This is a genomic window from Gilliamella sp. GillExp13, from assembly GCF_001690815.1.
Lineage (GTDB): Bacteria > Pseudomonadota > Gammaproteobacteria > Enterobacterales > Orbaceae > Gilliamella > Gilliamella bombi.
The window spans coordinates 1-15,797 of sequence record NZ_LZHJ01000028.1; the positions used below are offsets into that span (position 1 = coordinate 1).

Consider the following 15,797-nt stretch of genomic DNA (forward strand, 5'->3'; position numbering starts at 1 on the left):
AGAAAGTCAGCGTCCAATCAATCTATAACTATCTTTATCAAAATAAAGCGCGCTATGAACAATTCAAACCTTATCTAAGGCGAAAAGGCAAAGCCTATAGGCATTGTAAGGCACCGAGTATTAAAGAAGGAGACCGCCGTTATAAACGGTCAATTAAACAACGTCCAAGTTATGTAGAAAGCCGGAAAACGCGAGGACATTGGGAGGGAGATACGATTATTAGCCGTAAAGACAAGCAAGCATTGGTGACATTAGTTGAACGCAAAACAGGGCTAGTATTAATTGGGCGCCTCAATCAACGTACCGCCTCCGAAACGAGAGATATGATAATAAAATTGCTAACGCCGTTTGAAAAAATGGTTAAAAGCATCACCATTTGATAATGGAACCGAATTTAATTATCATCATGCTATTGAGTATTATTTAAACACCACCGTGTACTTTGCGGAGCCTTATAAAAGCTGGCAAAGAGGCACAAATGAAAACACCAATGGCTTAATACGTCAGTTTATACCTAAGTCAGCGGCCATTTCATTAGTTGACGACAAACAGATAAAGAAAATACAATATCTATTGAACACACGCCCAAGAAAACGGCATAAGTTTAAAAGCCCTGCCGATTTTTATTCTAAGGAGTTAAGAAGAATTGCACTTCATGGTGTAATCTAGGAATTTAAAAGTGGCATTCCTAACAAAAAGAACTTTGTTTGTAATTCATCAAGCATTATTACCATCATAAATTTAATTAATAAACTTAATAAAAAAGAGAAGAAAAAAATAGCTTTTGTTTTATGTGATGGTGGCAATAGTAACCAATATGGTTTAAAAATGTTGGAAAGCTATTCTAACCAAATGAAAAACAAAAAATTTATTTTTATCGATAGTATTGGCAATGGTAACGAGTTGATATTTCTAAAACCGCAACAATCAAATCTACAACTAGAAAATATTACTTTTTACAGTGGCAAAATGGAAACACAACTACCTAATTACATCATGATCACATCGGGTGATATAGATGAAAATGGTAAAATTGTTATAAAAAATGCCCATAGCGCAAAAGATAACTACTTGTCCGATAAAGTGATAAACAAACATACTAAATCGCTGCTTGAAATAAGTCGAGCATTGATAAGTAGCGATAATGATAAATAGTAGAGGTAACGTTATTGTGAAGATAAGAAATCACCCCAACCAAAATAATTAGGTAGGGGTGATATATCAATTAATGTGCAGCGCCTTTAGGTGCACCAATCGGTAAAACTGTACGACCGAATTGCTCATTAATCACTTCTGCCATTGCTAGATAAACAGCACTTGCTCCACAAATAATGCCTTCAAAACCTGCAATATGAATAATGCCATGGTTACCTGAAATATTACCAATAGCTAATAAAGCAAATAAAACGGTTAAACTAGCAAAAACAAATTGTAATGCGCGGTTGCCTTTTAATGTACCAATAAACATAAAGCCAGTAAAAATTCCCCATAATGCAAGGAAAATACCAACAAAAGTGGCATCTGATGGCACTGTTGCTGGTGAAGTTGGTAAATACCAAATACCCACTAACGCAATCCAAAAGAAACCATAAGAAGTAAATGCCGTTGTACCAAACGTATTACCTTTTCGAAATTCTAAAATGCCAGCAATGACTTGCGCAAGGCCTCCATAAAAAATACCCATTGAGACAATTACTGTCATAGCAGGAAAAAATCCAGCATTATGAATATTTAATAAAATTGTTGTCATACCAAATCCCATTAAGCCAAGAGGGCCAGGATTTGCAAGTTTTGTTTGTTCCATAAGGATCCTATAAATTAAGTAAGATGATTAAAGAGCGGCAATAATAAGTGTAGAAAACGCTATAATCAAGGTTTTAGAAAAATTATTTTTTTTTGCCCCTTGATATTAATAATAACGTTCCCATTTATGTGAAAACAAAAAGCATTTCTTTGTGAAGTAAAGGATTGAAAATTAAAATTTAAGACTTATATACAAGAAATAAAATACAGGTTTTGAGGAGAAAAGATTATGGGTAAAATTATTGGTATTGATTTAGGTACAACAAATTCATGTGTTGCTGTAATGGACAATGGTCAAGCAAAAGTATTAGAAAACGCTGAAGGCGATCGTACAACCCCCTCCATTATTGCTTACACACAAGATGGAGAAATCTTAGTTGGTCAACCAGCAAAACGTCAAGCAGTAACCAATCCACAAAATACACTATTTGCAATTAAACGTTTAATTGGTCGTCGTTTTGAAGATGCCGAAGTACAACGTGACGTTAGCATCATGCCATATAAGATCGTAAAAGCTGACAATGGCGACGCATGGGTTGATGTTAAAGGTCAAAAAATTGCACCACCACAAATTTCTGCTGAAGTATTGAAAAAAATGAAGAAAACAGCAGAAGATTATCTTGGTGAAGCGGTGACTGAAGCGGTTATTACTGTACCTGCTTATTTTAACGATGCGCAACGTCAAGCAACTAAAGATGCTGGTCGTATTGCAGGACTTGATGTAAAACGTATCATCAACGAACCAACAGCTGCAGCGCTTGCTTATGGTTTAGATAAAGATGTAGGTAACCGAACTATAGCGGTTTATGACCTTGGTGGTGGTACATTTGATATTTCTATTATCGAAATCGACGACGTTGATGGCGAAAAAACCTTTGAAGTATTAGCAACAAATGGTGATACTCACTTAGGTGGTGAAGATTTTGACTCACGCTTAATCAATTATTTAGTTGACGAATTTAAACGTGAACAAAACTTCGATCTAAAAAATGATCCGCTAGCAATGCAACGATTAAAAGAAGCGGCAGAAAAAGCGAAAATTGAATTATCATCAGCGCAACAAACTGATATTAATTTACCTTATATCACTGCTGATGCAAGTGGTCCAAAACATTTAAATATTAAAGTGACTCGCGCTAAATTAGAATCATTAGTAGAAGATTTAGTTAAACGTTCAATGGATCCTGTAAAAACAGCATTACAAGATGCAGGTCTTTCTGTTTCTGACATTAAAGACGTTATTCTTGTTGGTGGGCAAACTCGTATGCCAATGGTTCAAAAAGCGGTTGCTGACTTCTTTGGTAAAGAGCCACGTAAAGATGTAAACCCTGACGAAGCGGTTGCTGTTGGTGCGGCTGTTCAAGGTGGTGTACTTGGTGGTGATGTTAAAGATGTTTTATTACTTGATGTAACTCCATTGTCTTTAGGTATTGAGACTATGGGTGGTGTAATGACAACTTTAATTGAAAAGAACACAACTATTCCAACAAAACATAGTCAAGTGTTCTCAACAGCTGAAGATAATCAATCAGCAGTAACCATTCATGTATTACAAGGCGAACGTAAACGTGCGGGTGATAATAAATCATTAGGTCAATTCAACCTAGACGGTATTCAACCTGCACCTCGCGGTATGCCACAAATTGAGGTTACTTTTGATATTGATGCTGACGGTATTTTACATGTATCAGCTAAAGACAAAAACACTGGGCGTGAACAAAAAATTACGATTAAAGCCTCTTCAGGATTAAGTGAAGAAGAGATTCAAAAAATGGTAAACGACGCAGAAGCAAATGCTGATGCAGACCGTAAATTTGAAGAACTAGCTCAAACTCGTAATCAAGCAGATCATCTAGTTCATTCAACACGTAAACAAGTGACTGAAGCAGGTGAGCAGTTATCAGCTGATGATAAAAAAGCAATTGAAGATGCTGTAAGTGCTTTAGAAGTTGCCACTCGTGGCGAAGATAAAGCAGAAATTGAAGCGAAAATTACTACATTAATGGAAGCTTCTAAAAAATTGCTTGAATTAGCACAACAACAAGCTCAAGCAGCTCAAGGTGCGGAATCAAATAGCGGAAGCCCTACTGCGCAAGATGATGTTGTTGATGCAGACTTCAAAGAAGTTGATGATAATAAAAAATAATCATTAGTTACTATGTTTTTTAATGAGTTATTCCAACAAGTTTTAAACATGTAATACATTAAACGGGCGAGAGGTAACTCAAGCCCGTTTAGTTGTTTATGAAAACAGATAAAAATAAAGGTTAATTATGGCGAAGAAAGATTATTATGAAACATTGGGCGTTAGTAAAAGTGCCAGTGAAAGTGAGATAAAAAAAGCCTATAAACGCCTAGCCATGAAATATCATCCTGATAAAAATCAGGATAACAAAGCTGAAGCTGAAGAAAAATTCAAAGAAGTTAAAGAAGCTTACGAAGTCCTAACCGATCCGCAAAAAAAGGCGGCTTATGATCAATATGGCCATGCTGCTTTTGAACAAGGTCAAGGCGGTGCAGGAGGCTTTGGTGGATTTGGCGGCGGAGCTTTTGACGATATATTCAGTGATTTCTTTGGTGGTGGTCGAGGTCGTGGACAAACTGCATCTCGCGGCAATGACTTACAATACAATATCACACTAACATTAGAAGAAGCTGCTGCAGGTGTTAGTAAAGAAATTAAAGTCCCAACATGGGTAAGCTGTGATACTTGCCATGGACAAGGAACCGAAAAGCCTTCTGATGTGGTAACGTGTAACACATGTCATGGTGCTGGTGTTGTACAAATGCGCCAAGGCTTTTTTGCTGTGCAGCAAGAGTGCCCAACTTGTCATGGTCGTGGTAAAGTAGTTAAAAATCCATGTAAAAAATGTCACGGTGAAGGCCGAGTACAAAAAACAAAAACATTATCTGTTACTATTCCTGCTGGTGTTGATACAGGAAATCGTATCCGACTTTCTGGTGAAGGTGAAGCTGGATTAAATGGTGCGCCATCTGGTGATTTATATGTACAAGTACAAGTCAAACCACATGCTATTTTTGAGCGAGATGGTACAAACTTACATTGCGAAATTCCAATCAATATTGTATTAGCATCACTTGGTGGCGAAGTTGAAGTGCCAACACTTAATGGCAAGGTCAGCTTAACAATTCCTGCTGAAACTCAAACAGGAAAAATGTTCCGACTACGAGGCAAAGGCATAAAATCATTGCGTGGTAATGCTGTCGGTGATCTTTACTGCCATGTTGTAGTTGAAACACCAGTTAATTTAACCAGTAAACAAAAAGAGTTACTAAAGGAGTTAGGTGAAAGCTTTAAAGCTGATAAAAACTCTAAACACAGTCCCAAAGAAAAAAGCTTCTTTGACAAAGTGAAAAAGTTTTTTGGTTAATTGGATATAGTAAAAGCACGATTGAACAGTAAAATCACTTGTTCAATCGTGTGTTAGCCAACATTAACACCTCTACACCCATCCCTATTTATTCACAAAAACAAAAAACTTTTAGGCAAAAATTAGTTAATGCAGGTATTAACTTTATTAAAGTTTTTGGTGTTTTTTAGCCAAATTAACCGTTTATGCAATTATTTCGTTTTTACAACGATCCTGTTTTTTGCTTGCGATATTTTTCGGTCAAAATTGCGACATAAAACTTACCGTCAGTTTCTCGGGATAGATGTAAAGCGTATGGTTTATAGCTCCATATTTTATCCCCTACTATGTTTTTATATTCTTCTTTACCATATTTTTGGGTTAATTCTTTATAAACTTTCTGCTCTATTTCTGCTGCGTATGCCATTTTTTTATAAACATTGAACACAACCAATTGGGTAGGGTTACGCTCTAAGTCATCTTCAAGTCTAATTGTTAATTTTTCGTCTTGATTGTTGGCATTTAAAGTTATTTCATAGCTTTTGATTGTGCCTTCAATTATTGATTTTTTGCCTATTTTTGATGGCGGTAATCGCATTTTCATTTCACTAATTTTTATGTCATTTTCAGAAAGGTGATATTTGTTTTTGAGTAATTCAACCAGTTCCGGTTCGGTTATTCCAAACTTAACCCCTGCAAGTTCAAGGTTTTCCGCCTGCTCTTTTGTTAAACCATCAGTCTAACAGGTTGGGATGCAAAATAACAAAGCAAGGCTAAGCTGATAAATATAAAAGTTTTTCAATATGTTAAAATATTTTTCAGAAGGTTAATTTGCTATAACCTTTAAATCTTTTGCAAGAAGTTTATTCGAAAAAATAGCTAGAGCTTTAACAAGCAGCTATGCTCTCACTGATTTAAAAAATCAGCTTATTAAGTAACTAAAAATAAGAAACTAAATAAAATACTTGAATAAGTAGTAGATATGATGTTATGCACTATAATTCTAGATACTGGCAAATCTATGTCTTGAATCTTTTTAGAACATTTTCAAAATAATTTGAAGTTAGCACTAAATTACAACAAGATAATGCTATTGATTTAACACTTTAGTCTGATATTGATAATCATATTGCTGAATATTATATCGTTAATATTTTAATTAATTATCTTATTAGATGATTAATAGTTATAAAATTTAAATGAATATAGTGTATTATTAATACTAGTTTTGTATGATTCTTATTGAGTTGATAGGGTAAAGTATATGTTTTTCAAAAAGTTTTGGAAAAATCACCGCCTGATATTAAAAACACACCAAAAGAGCAACAAAGCTCACAAGATCATTTAAGTGCGATGATTCGAGATTTTTGGCAACAGGTAAAAAATTCTGAACAATCTCTTAATGAACTTGATATTTTAGATATAATGAAAAACATTAATAATCTATTATATGAAAATCAGTTAGATGTCATTGCTGAAATTACTGTAGGGGATACTAAGAAACATAAAATTCTTTTTACTGCGGATGGAAAAATTGAACGCTTCGAATATGTAATAGAAATTTCCCGACAAGCACCTGATCTTCAGTTTTTCGAAGTAGAAGCATTTCGTCAGCGCATTAATAATGTAGATACATTTGTTATAAAATCTAAAGAGAGTTCTTTTTCATTAGGTGCAACTGATTTATTAATTCAATACAAAGAAAGTTGTCGTAAAATATCTATCGGTATTATGTTTGCTAAGACAGTCCCTGAAAATATGATAAAACAGGCAGAAACGATGGCATTAGTCTATCTCGATCATCTATTAGGTGAATATGATTTTGCTGTTAGAGTAGAAGCTGTTGATTTTTTAAAGATAGATCAGAGTGCTACCACAATTCCTGCTAACCAATTTGTAACTATTTTTGAACGGTCATGGAAAGAAGATTTAAAACATACCGGTATATTTAATATTCAAGAAGATCAATGGATTGTATTTGAATTAACAGATCTTAAAATGTTAGTGCATCGTAATGAAGCGGCTAATTCTTTGTTAGGACATGAAAATTATTGTTATGCACTTAATGTTATAGTTGATGTTGATAGTAAAGAGACACTTTCACTTGTTTATGAATTAGAAGATGCTATTAATTTTGCTTTACGTGCTGATGAGCAAGGAATTCATTGCCAAAACAGTTTTAGTGAAGGTGTAAGAAATATGCTATGGTATGTAGGAAATAAACAGTCAGTACTCCAATTAGTTAAACAAATAACAAACTAACCGATCGGTCGGGAAAAACTTACTTTCATTAGGAAACCACAGCGTAAATTTTTTTCAGCTATATCGTTTAATACCAAAGTAATCATCCAATAACTTAGGTTGATAATAGTAAGAGCTCATGACAATTGGATTGATTTAGTGGCTTGTAGCTCTTTTGCCCATGTTTTTGTTCCTTGATGGGCATACATTCTTTTATGATTTCTTCCTGAAGCTGTGATTTTAAATTTAATTCGGCAAACATCTGTTTAATTTTGTGATTTTCGGTCTCAAGTTCTTTTAAGCGTTTGATATCTGAACTTTCTACTCCACCGTATTTTTTCCGCTATTTATAAAAGTTAAATTACCCATATCATATTTTCGGCAATGGTTATAGTATACTATCCATTTTTTAAGCATAACCACCGCTTTCTATTCGCATTACACTCGGAATTATTGCATAATACAGAGCGTATAAACTATAAAAATTGAGTTAGGAATAATTATGGAACTTCTTTGTCCAGCGGGATCTTTACCATCATTAAAAGTGGCCATTGATAATGGCGCTGATGCTGTTTATATTGGTTTGAAAGACGATACCAATGCCCGTCATTTTGCTGGTTTAAATTTTAATGAAAAGCGATTGATTGAAGCTTCTGATTATGTACACAAACACGGCAAAAAATTGCATATTGCTATTAATACTTTTGCCCATCCAGAAAATTTTCAGCGTTGGCAATATGCGGTTGATACTGCGGCTAATATTGGTGCTGATGCTTTAATTATTGCCGATCTTGCTATGCTTGATTATGCGGCTGAAAAACACCCTAATCTTGAGCGTCATGTTTCTGTACAAGCGTCGTCGACCAATGAGGAGTCGATTAAGTTTTACTATAATAATTTTCAGGTACATCGCATTGTTTTGCCACGCGTACTTTCGATGCATCAAGTTAAACAGTTATCACAAGTTTCGCCAGTTCCGCTTGAAGTGTTTGCTTTTGGTAGTTTGTGTATTATGGCGGAAGGTCGATGTTATTTGTCATCTTACTTAACTGGCGAATCCCCTAATACCGTTGGCGCTTGTTCGCCTGCCAAATTTGTTCGTTGGGAAGAAACTGAGAAAGGACTGGAATCAAGACTGAATAATGTGTTAATTGATTGCCACAAGAAAGGCGAGAACGCAGGTTATCCAACGCTATGTAAAGGTCGTTATTTTGTTGGTCAGGAGCTTTATCATCCTATCGAGGAGCCAACAAGTTTAAATACCATTGAGCTATTGCCTGAACTGTTTGCTGCTAATATCGCATCGGTCAAAATAGAAGGTCGTCAGCGTAGCCCAGCTTATGTCGAGCAAGTGACAAAAGTATGGAGACAGGCTATCGATCGCTATAAGGCTAATCCGCAATCTTTCCAAGCCGAACAACGCTGGATCGATACGCTTGGTTCGGTGTCAGAAGGAACACAAACAACATTAGGCGCTTATCACCGTAAATGGCAATAAGGTGTGAGTTAGCAATAGGTAATGTGCTAACAGCATCAACGTAAATCATTGAGAAAGATCTAACATAAATATAGTGAGCAAAACCATGAAATACGCATTAGGACCAGTACTTTATTATTGGCCTAAAACTGAAACAGAAGCTTTTTATTATGCCGCCAAAGAGAGTCAAGCGGATATTATTTATATGGGCGAAACGGTTTGTACCAAGCGCCGTGAAATGAAAGTACCAAACTGGATTGAATTAGCAAAAGAGATTGCTAAATCCGGTAAACAGGTAGTGCTTTCTACATTAGCTTTACTTGAAGCACCATCAGAATTAAATGACTTACGCCAATTGGTTAATAATGGGGAGTTTTTAGTCGAAGCAAACGATTTAGCTGCCATTAATGTTGCGCATGAGCATAAATTACCCTTTGTTGCAGGTCCGGCTATTAACTGTTATAACGCTTTAACTTTAAAATTATTACAAAAACAAGGTATGGTTCGCTGGTGTATGCCGGTTGAGCTTTCTCGTGATTGGTTGAGTAATGTGCTTAAACAGTTTGAGAGTTTAAATATCGCACGAAATTTTGAAGTTGAAGTGTTTAGTTATGGTTATTTACCTTTAGCTTATTCAGCTCGCTGTTTTACCGCAAGATCGGAAGATAAGCCTAAAGATAAATGCGAAACTTGTTGTATTAACTATCCTGTTGGACGTGAGGTGTTTTCACAAGAACAACAGAAAGTATTTGTGTTAAACGGCATTCAGACTCAAAGCGGTTATTGTTACAATTTGGGAAATAATCTAAAAGAGATGAAAGGGTTGGTTGATATCGTTAGGATTTCACCACTTGGTATTGAAACACTTGATATTATTAAGCAGTTTAAAGCTAACGAGGATGGATTAAATCCACTACAAATTGAACATAACCGAGATTGTAATGGTTACTGGAATGGGATTGCCGGACTTGAACTTACCCAATAAGCATTTTCTGCCTGAACAGTTTCGGGCAAATTTTCCTGCACTTAATAGTGAAAGCGTATATCTTGATTCGGCAGCAACAGCACTTAAACCGCTATCAATGATTGATGCGACACTTGTGTATTATGCCCAGAATACTGCTACTGCAAAACGTAGTTTACACCAAGATGCTTTGCAAGTAACTGCAACAATTGATAAGGCAAGACAAAATGTTGCCGATTTGGTTCACGCTAATAGTAGTGCTGACATTATCTGGACACGGGGTGCAACTGAGTCAATTAACTTAATTGCGCAAAGCTATGCTCGATCGCTGTTACAACCTGATGATGAAATTATTGTGAGTGAATTAGAGCATCATAGTAATTTGTTACCTTGGTTGATTGTGGCTAAGCAAACGGGGGCTAAAGTCGTTAAGTGGTCGTTGGATGTTAATGAGTTATCGTCGCTAATGTCAGCTAAGACCAAGATTGTTGCAGTGACTCAAATGTCAAACGTAACTGGATTTTGTCCTGATTTAGCTACAATAAGCAACATTGTTCATCAATATGATGCGGTTTTAATGGTGGATGGTGCGCAAGGTGTTGTTCATCATGCAATTAATGTTAACCAATTAGATATCGATTTTTATGCCTTTTCTACCCATAAATTGTATGGTCCAACGGGGCTTGGCGTTTTATATGGTAAAAAGGCATTACTTGAGCTAATGTCGGTTTGGCATGGTGGCGGTAAAATGCTAAAAAGTGCTTCGTTTGATGATTTTATTCAAGAAGATCTTCCTTATAAATTTGAAGCTGGTACGCCTAATATTGCAGGTATTGTTGGTTTTAATTCCGTACTTGAGTGGTTAAAAAGTTGGGATAATGAGCAAGCTGAAAACTACACAAAACAGCTAGCTTATTATGCAAAATCACAACTAAACCAATTTGCCGATATTCAATTTTATAGTGTGGATGATAGCCCGATAATCACTTTTAATATCAATAATATTCATCATAATGATATTGCTATTTTGTTAAGTGAACAAAATATTGCCATCCGTACTGGTGAGCTTTGTGCCCAGCCTTTGATGAATAAATTAGGATGCCACGGAGCGGTTCGTGTTTCATTGATGCCATATAATAATCAGCAAGATGTGGATAAATTTATTTCAGTATTGCAAAATGTAATTGAAATATTAGTGTGATTTTATACTGAAACGTATAGTTTCCTGAAACTTTTTTACAAACATTTAACCGTAAATAGGTCAATATTATGCTATCACAGCAAAGCTTAGCCGAATTATTCACAAAGCAACATAATTGGCAAGATCGTTATCGACAGTTAGTGATGTTAGCAAAGCAATTGCCTGATTTTCCTGAAGAGCAAAAGACAGCGCAAAATCAAGTCAATGGCTGCGAAAACCGAGTTTGGTTGACTTATCAAAAACAGACAGATGATACCTATGTTTTTAGTGGTGATAGTGAAGGTCGAATAGTGAAAGGATTATTGGCAATCTTAATTATTGTCGCTAATAATAAAACAGCGCAAGAAATTGCTATGCTCAATTTTCGAACCTTATTAAGCCAACTGAAAATTTCTGATGAGTTAAGCCAATCTCGTTTGCAAGGGCTTACTAAATTAATTGAGCGCATTAAATCAGTTGTATAAAAAAGGGGGCTAATCGCCCCCCCTGTCTTTTGTATAGTCACTATTTAATCTTCAGTATACGTATATAGTGTGATCACTTTTTTTACACCACGGACTTTACTTGCAATTTCGGCTGCTACTTTACCTTCTTCTGACGTAACAATACCAATTAAGAAAACTTCGCCGTTTTCAGTTACTACTTTAATTTTGCGAGCTTTTGTTTTGGCATCTAAAACTAACTGAGATTTAACTTGAGTCGTTATCCATGTATCATTGGTAATAGTCCCTGCACCAACAGGCTCTCCAATACGAATTTGGTTATAGACTTTTTTTACTCCTTCAACTTGATAAGCAAGACTTTCAGCTTTTTCAACTTGTTCATTATTTGCTTGTCCAGTTAACAGAATATTACTGCCATAAGCACTCGTAACGATACGAGAGCCAATAAAAAATGGTCCATTATTTTTTATTTTCATGCTCATGCGTGAACTAAGTGTTGTATCATCAACTTGAGTACCCGCAGTACGAGGATCGGTTGCAACTTTTGCCGTAGCCCCTGCACCAATTCCTATAACGGCAGCAACGCAGCCTTGTAATGTTAATGCGCAAGAAATTAACATTACTATTAAGCTAACTTTTTTCATTATAACTCCTTATGATTTATTACTCTGTAATAATCAAATTCCAATAAATTGTTTGTATTATGCCTTGTAGATATTGATTTGCAAATAATTTTATGATTTATGCTAGCTTATAGCAGTATTTATATTTTATTAAACTTAACCACACCATAAATTTCTGTTTGAATTTCAATTGTTATTTTAGTGTAAAACCTGCTATCTTTTGGTAATAAATAAAATAAATTAGATGATTGGAATACAAATATGAATCAAGATTGTGTTGATTGGCTATATGGTTTATCTGCACCAATGGTTGTAATAAACATAGAAAATGGAGCTAGTTATACTTCGCCATTTTTTTATCCAGATCGAGATTTTGTTGATATGAAAGAGAGTTGGGCTATTGATTCCCGTGAAACTTTACTTAACTGTGTGTTCGGCATGGTTGATGATGGGCACGCTTCAGCATTGTCTAAATATTATTTGATGTATTCTCGACTTTCCGAATTTGATTGGTATGACCATTATCAAGAACAAGATGACTATCAAAAAGTTTTGCTTGATTTTGTCAAACAAAGCTTTTCTGTGTGTGGTACTGCAGGTATCCGTAGTTGGGATTATGCTCGAATGGGATATATCTTACGAAATGGTATTACTAATAAATATATCACCGAACAAGAGGCCTTATGGATCCTTTCTCGAATAGGACTCCGTTGTCAATATTATTATAGAAACTGGCACCATTACTTTACAGGCTGGTTTGTTGGTTATCAATATTGGATATCACTCAATAGCAAAGAAGACTTAGAAACATTACGCTGTGAATTGACTCGAGCATCACGCGCTCATACCATGGCAAATTTACATGAAGATAAAGATGCCCCACATAATCGTTTATCTTGGTATATAGATATTGAAGAACTAGAAAAACCTGAGTCACTAATGGAGTATGATTGGTCATGAATGAAAATATTTGGCAACTGTTAGGCATTGAAAAAACAACCGTTCAAGTGGCTATTCGTCAAGCATATCGAGCACAATTACCTTCATATCATCCTGAAACTGATCCCGATGGTTTTAAAGCATTACGCGAAGCCTATGAGTCAGCAATAAAATATGCACAATCGCCCGAAACAATGGCCGATGAACCTAAGTCTGAATCAGAACAACAAGAAGTATCAGTATCCTTAACAGAAGAACAGCTTAAAGCCAATGAAATTTGTGAGGCTTATCAAACATTGTTAGATGATCCTCGACGCTGTTTTAATGTTAACGAGTGGCAAAAATTTATTGGTTCATTTTATGACTACTCAATGGCAGTTATTGATTCTGTAAAATGGCGATTGCTAGAAATAAGTTATGAATCAAAAAATATATCAGAGTCATGTGTCAAACTATTAGCTGATAGTTTACGTTGGCGACAACAGCTAATGATCCAATTTACCGATGATTTTGAAAAGTATGATAGTTATTTAAATCATATTGATCGCGGTGATTTATTTGATTACACATGTTTGCCAACAACCAATAAAACACTACAAAATGCAACTATCGATTATATATATAATGCCAAATGGTTATTTTGGGAACGTAGATCAGAAGATGTTTATGCATTTTTAGCTCAAGATACCATTATTTATCTTCCTGATGATAAGAAATTTATGCTCGAATTTGCTCATTGGCATAGTACTGCGAGCCTAAAAAATCAATCTATTTTAGATTATGCTTTAAAATGCATTGCCGAAGGCGATAAAGATGAAAATATTATTATCGAGTGGAAATATATTGCCGCTATCCAATATAGTTTGCTCGAAGATAAACAAAATGCCTTACAAGCTTGGTTAGAGTTGTACTATTCAGGTCATTATCAACAAAAAGCAGAAGGTTGGATAGTGGGGTGGTGTTTTTATTTTGAAAAAAATTACTTACCATTATTAGTTATGGCTCTTAATAATTCTTACTGTATTGTTATAAATAATACTGAAAATTATTTAAATGCAATACCTCAGCTAACAGCAACAACTGTTTCACGATTAGCAGGACTAGAGGCTAGCGATTATTCCCCTGAAATAGCCAATTTTATTGATTGGGCGTTAAATGTAAATTGGAATTATAGACAAGTTTTATCCATGCTGTTACTTGATGACGGTACCAATCGATTGTATCGCTTATATCGCCATGCCATCATGCTTCGCCACGGTAATGAAAGGTTATTGCAAGAAATTCTTGATGAACGCAGCGATGATCCATTTGAACAATTTATTTTGCAAAATTTACAACGGCAAGCACGACAAAACCTAACATGGTTATCAGAACTACCACCCGTACAAGAGTTTAAAGCTTGGCTATATGATAGTGATGAAAATGCGCCTATCCCAGCTAAATTTGATCCTAACTCTGAAGATAATCATTGTTTTTATTGTCGTTTATGGCTAGATAGGCTTGATTATTTGCCTTATGTTGCCATATTTCATCTTTATAATAATTTAGAGTATTCATATATGGAAATGTATGATTGGGTAGCTTTTCTTACAATACGAATACCTTACAAACTACCAGCTCCCCCAGATGCTTCTATCTGTTCAAGTAATAAAAATGCCTATTGGCAATGGTATCGTAATTGTTTATTAGTTATATCAATTGCCAATCAACCCTTTGCAACGGCCAAATATCTTCAAACTGAAAATAATACATTCCAACTACCGGATGACAATTTACTATCCCCTCTTATTAATATTTTTAAACAAGGAAACTGGCAAAATGAAACAGAGTTATATAATCTGATTAACAATGACAGTAAGTTAATTGATTGCATTTTAATAAATTATCCAAATTCAATTGAATCGTATATTGATGATACACCTGATAGCATTGATTTTAACGAAATTGAGCAAAAATTTGAACAAGTATGGCATCCTAAATTAGCGAAACAAAACCCTCTCTACTTGATGATTTTATACACCATAGTATTTAATAAGCCCAATCAAAAAACAAAATTAAATACAATGTTACAAGATATTACTGGCGATAATAAAGAGTTAATAAAAATATCAATAGCTCTACCAAAAAATTGGGAGTCACTATCATCTGATGATAAAATAAAATACAATTATACCGAACTGGTTGATGAAATAGTAACCATTGCTAAACGTTTATCTAACTCTTACGGTATATGCGATGAAAGTGAACTTGAAAGGTTATACAAGTTTAAAAACAACAGTGACAATGATTTAGTCTTACGGCTTTGTGCGTCATTACTTATAGCAAAAAATCATGAAAATCAACAAAAACTGGAATCACAGCCATTACCTAAAAATAAATGGTGGCAGTTTTGGCGTTGGAAAGGGCGAACTAATATAAAAGGTTTTATTATACAATTATGTTGTAGCTTCATTGTGTTAGGATTGATGACCGTATTTAACAACAATTTTGAATTGAATAGTCCTACTTTTTCTATGATTTGTTATTCTATTGCTGTAACCAATATGGTTTTTGCTTTAAAACGACGTTTTAATGATATTGATAAAGGAGAACCGCTCATCGGTTTTGTGACCCAAATGTTGGCTTCTTTCTTATTTTTTATGCCATTTTGGGGTTCTGGCATCAAACACACTAACCGTTTTGGACCACCGGTAGAAGAAACAACCAAAGAAAAGGAAAAGTAAACAAAATAAAGT

15 protein-coding genes are annotated in these 15,797 nt (G+C 34.9%); 12 read left to right on the plus strand and 3 right to left on the minus strand.

Translation table 11 applies throughout. The features are described from left to right. The 3 genes from A9G37_RS02205 to A9G37_RS02215 form a co-directional block, all read left to right on the plus strand. On the plus strand, positions 1-380 hold a 380-nt coding region (locus A9G37_RS02205; RefSeq protein WP_141671014.1), incomplete at its 5' end, for an IS30 family transposase. Beyond that, complete coding sequence (locus A9G37_RS02210; protein WP_065574499.1) at positions 349-669, plus strand: IS30 family transposase; 321 nt, start codon at positions 349-351, stop codon at positions 667-669. The genes A9G37_RS02205 and A9G37_RS02210, both read left to right, overlap by 32 nt. Positions 670-828: 159 nt before the next feature. Beyond that, entirely contained in the window at positions 829-1,155 is a 327-nt protein-coding gene (locus tag A9G37_RS02215) for a hypothetical protein (protein WP_065574500.1), read from the plus strand. A gap of 70 nt (positions 1,156-1,225) precedes the next feature. On the opposite strand, the gene satP is transcribed toward A9G37_RS02215, so the two are convergent. Beyond that, positions 1,226-1,804, minus strand: coding sequence for an acetate uptake transporter (gene satP, locus A9G37_RS02220; RefSeq protein ID WP_065574501.1), 579 nt, complete (start codon positions 1,802-1,804; stop codon positions 1,226-1,228). Positions 1,805-2,032: 228 nt separating this feature from the next. Between satP and dnaK the strand changes: the two genes are divergently transcribed. Beyond that, on the plus strand, positions 2,033-3,949 hold the full coding sequence (gene dnaK, locus A9G37_RS02225) for a molecular chaperone DnaK (protein ID WP_065574502.1): 1,917 nt from the start codon (positions 2,033-2,035) through the stop codon (positions 3,947-3,949). 127 nt (positions 3,950-4,076) lie between these two features. Continuing rightward, positions 4,077-5,195: a molecular chaperone DnaJ gene (gene dnaJ, locus A9G37_RS02230; RefSeq protein ID WP_065574503.1), complete on the plus strand. Its 1,119-nt coding sequence runs from the start codon at positions 4,077-4,079 to the stop codon at positions 5,193-5,195. A 202-nt stretch (positions 5,196-5,397) separates the two neighbouring features. On the opposite strand, the gene A9G37_RS02235 is transcribed toward dnaJ, so the two are convergent. Beyond that, positions 5,398-5,772, minus strand: coding sequence for a hypothetical protein (locus A9G37_RS02235; RefSeq protein WP_065574504.1), 375 nt, complete (start codon positions 5,770-5,772; stop codon positions 5,398-5,400). Positions 5,773-6,455: 683 nt separating this feature from the next. Between A9G37_RS02235 and A9G37_RS02240 the strand changes: the two genes are divergently transcribed. From A9G37_RS02240 to csdE, 5 genes are all read left to right on the plus strand, one after another. Further along, a complete protein-coding gene (locus A9G37_RS02240; RefSeq protein WP_065574505.1) occupies positions 6,456-7,436 on the plus strand; it encodes a hypothetical protein in 981 nt (326 codons plus the stop codon). A gap of 481 nt (positions 7,437-7,917) precedes the next feature. Next, the gene (gene ubiU / locus A9G37_RS02245; protein ID WP_065561694.1) at positions 7,918-8,913 is read left to right on the plus strand and encodes a ubiquinone anaerobic biosynthesis protein UbiU; all 996 of its coding nucleotides are present in this window, start codon (positions 7,918-7,920) and stop codon (positions 8,911-8,913) included. Positions 8,914-8,998: 85 nt separating this feature from the next. After that, positions 8,999-9,877, plus strand: a complete 879-nt coding sequence (locus A9G37_RS02250; protein ID WP_065574506.1) for a U32 family peptidase — start codon at positions 8,999-9,001, stop codon at positions 9,875-9,877. Then, positions 9,846-11,057 (plus strand): cysteine desulfurase CsdA, encoded by a 1,212-nt coding sequence (csdA, locus tag A9G37_RS02255; RefSeq protein ID WP_065574507.1) that lies wholly within the window; start codon positions 9,846-9,848, stop codon positions 11,055-11,057. The genes A9G37_RS02250 and csdA overlap by 32 nt, the downstream gene beginning before the upstream one ends. A 68-nt stretch (positions 11,058-11,125) precedes the next feature. Then, positions 11,126-11,521 (plus strand): cysteine desulfurase sulfur acceptor subunit CsdE, encoded by a 396-nt coding sequence (gene csdE / locus A9G37_RS02260; RefSeq protein WP_065574508.1) that lies wholly within the window; start codon positions 11,126-11,128, stop codon positions 11,519-11,521. 44 nt (positions 11,522-11,565) lie between these two features. Here csdE and dolP read toward each other — a convergent pair whose 3' ends face one another. Then, positions 11,566-12,144 carry a division/outer membrane stress-associated lipid-binding lipoprotein gene (gene dolP / locus A9G37_RS02265; protein WP_065574509.1) on the minus strand — a complete coding sequence of 193 codons (579 nt, stop codon included), beginning with the start codon at positions 12,142-12,144 and terminating at the stop codon, positions 11,566-11,568. Between the two features lie 240 nt (positions 12,145-12,384). Between dolP and A9G37_RS02270 the strand changes: the two genes are divergently transcribed. After that, complete coding sequence (locus A9G37_RS02270) at positions 12,385-13,083, plus strand: DUF1266 domain-containing protein (protein WP_065574510.1); 699 nt, start codon at positions 12,385-12,387, stop codon at positions 13,081-13,083. Next, a complete protein-coding gene (locus A9G37_RS02275) occupies positions 13,080-15,785 on the plus strand; it encodes a J domain-containing protein (RefSeq protein ID WP_065574511.1) in 2,706 nt (901 codons plus the stop codon). Before A9G37_RS02270 ends, A9G37_RS02275 begins: the two co-directional genes overlap by 4 nt. Positions 15,786-15,797 lie beyond the last annotated feature (12 nt).

Excerpts from the sequence above, each read along its gene's own strand:
- satP (WP_065574501.1), bottom strand. The coding sequence starts at position 1,804 with ATGGAACAAACAAAACTTGCAAATCCTGGCCCTCTTGGCTTAATGGGA.
- dolP (WP_065574509.1), bottom strand. The coding sequence starts at position 12,144 with ATGAAAAAAGTTAGCTTAATAGTAATGTTAATTTCTTGCGCATTAACA.
- csdE (WP_065574508.1), top strand. The coding sequence starts at position 11,126 with ATGCTATCACAGCAAAGCTTAGCCGAATTATTCACAAAGCAACATAAT.
- ubiU (WP_065561694.1), top strand. The coding sequence starts at position 7,918 with ATGGAACTTCTTTGTCCAGCGGGATCTTTACCATCATTAAAAGTGGCC.
- csdA (WP_065574507.1), top strand. The coding sequence starts at position 9,846 with ATGGGATTGCCGGACTTGAACTTACCCAATAAGCATTTTCTGCCTGAA.
- A9G37_RS02275 (WP_065574511.1), top strand. The coding sequence starts at position 13,080 with ATGAATGAAAATATTTGGCAACTGTTAGGCATTGAAAAAACAACCGTT.
- dnaJ (WP_065574503.1), top strand. The coding sequence starts at position 4,077 with ATGGCGAAGAAAGATTATTATGAAACATTGGGCGTTAGTAAAAGTGCC.
- dnaK (WP_065574502.1), top strand. The coding sequence starts at position 2,033 with ATGGGTAAAATTATTGGTATTGATTTAGGTACAACAAATTCATGTGTT.
- A9G37_RS02250 (WP_065574506.1), top strand. The coding sequence starts at position 8,999 with ATGAAATACGCATTAGGACCAGTACTTTATTATTGGCCTAAAACTGAA.
- A9G37_RS02235 (WP_065574504.1), bottom strand. The coding sequence starts at position 5,772 with ATGCGATTACCGCCATCAAAAATAGGCAAAAAATCAATAATTGAAGGC.
- A9G37_RS02215 (WP_065574500.1), top strand. The coding sequence starts at position 829 with ATGTTGGAAAGCTATTCTAACCAAATGAAAAACAAAAAATTTATTTTT.
- A9G37_RS02270 (WP_065574510.1), top strand. The coding sequence starts at position 12,385 with ATGAATCAAGATTGTGTTGATTGGCTATATGGTTTATCTGCACCAATG.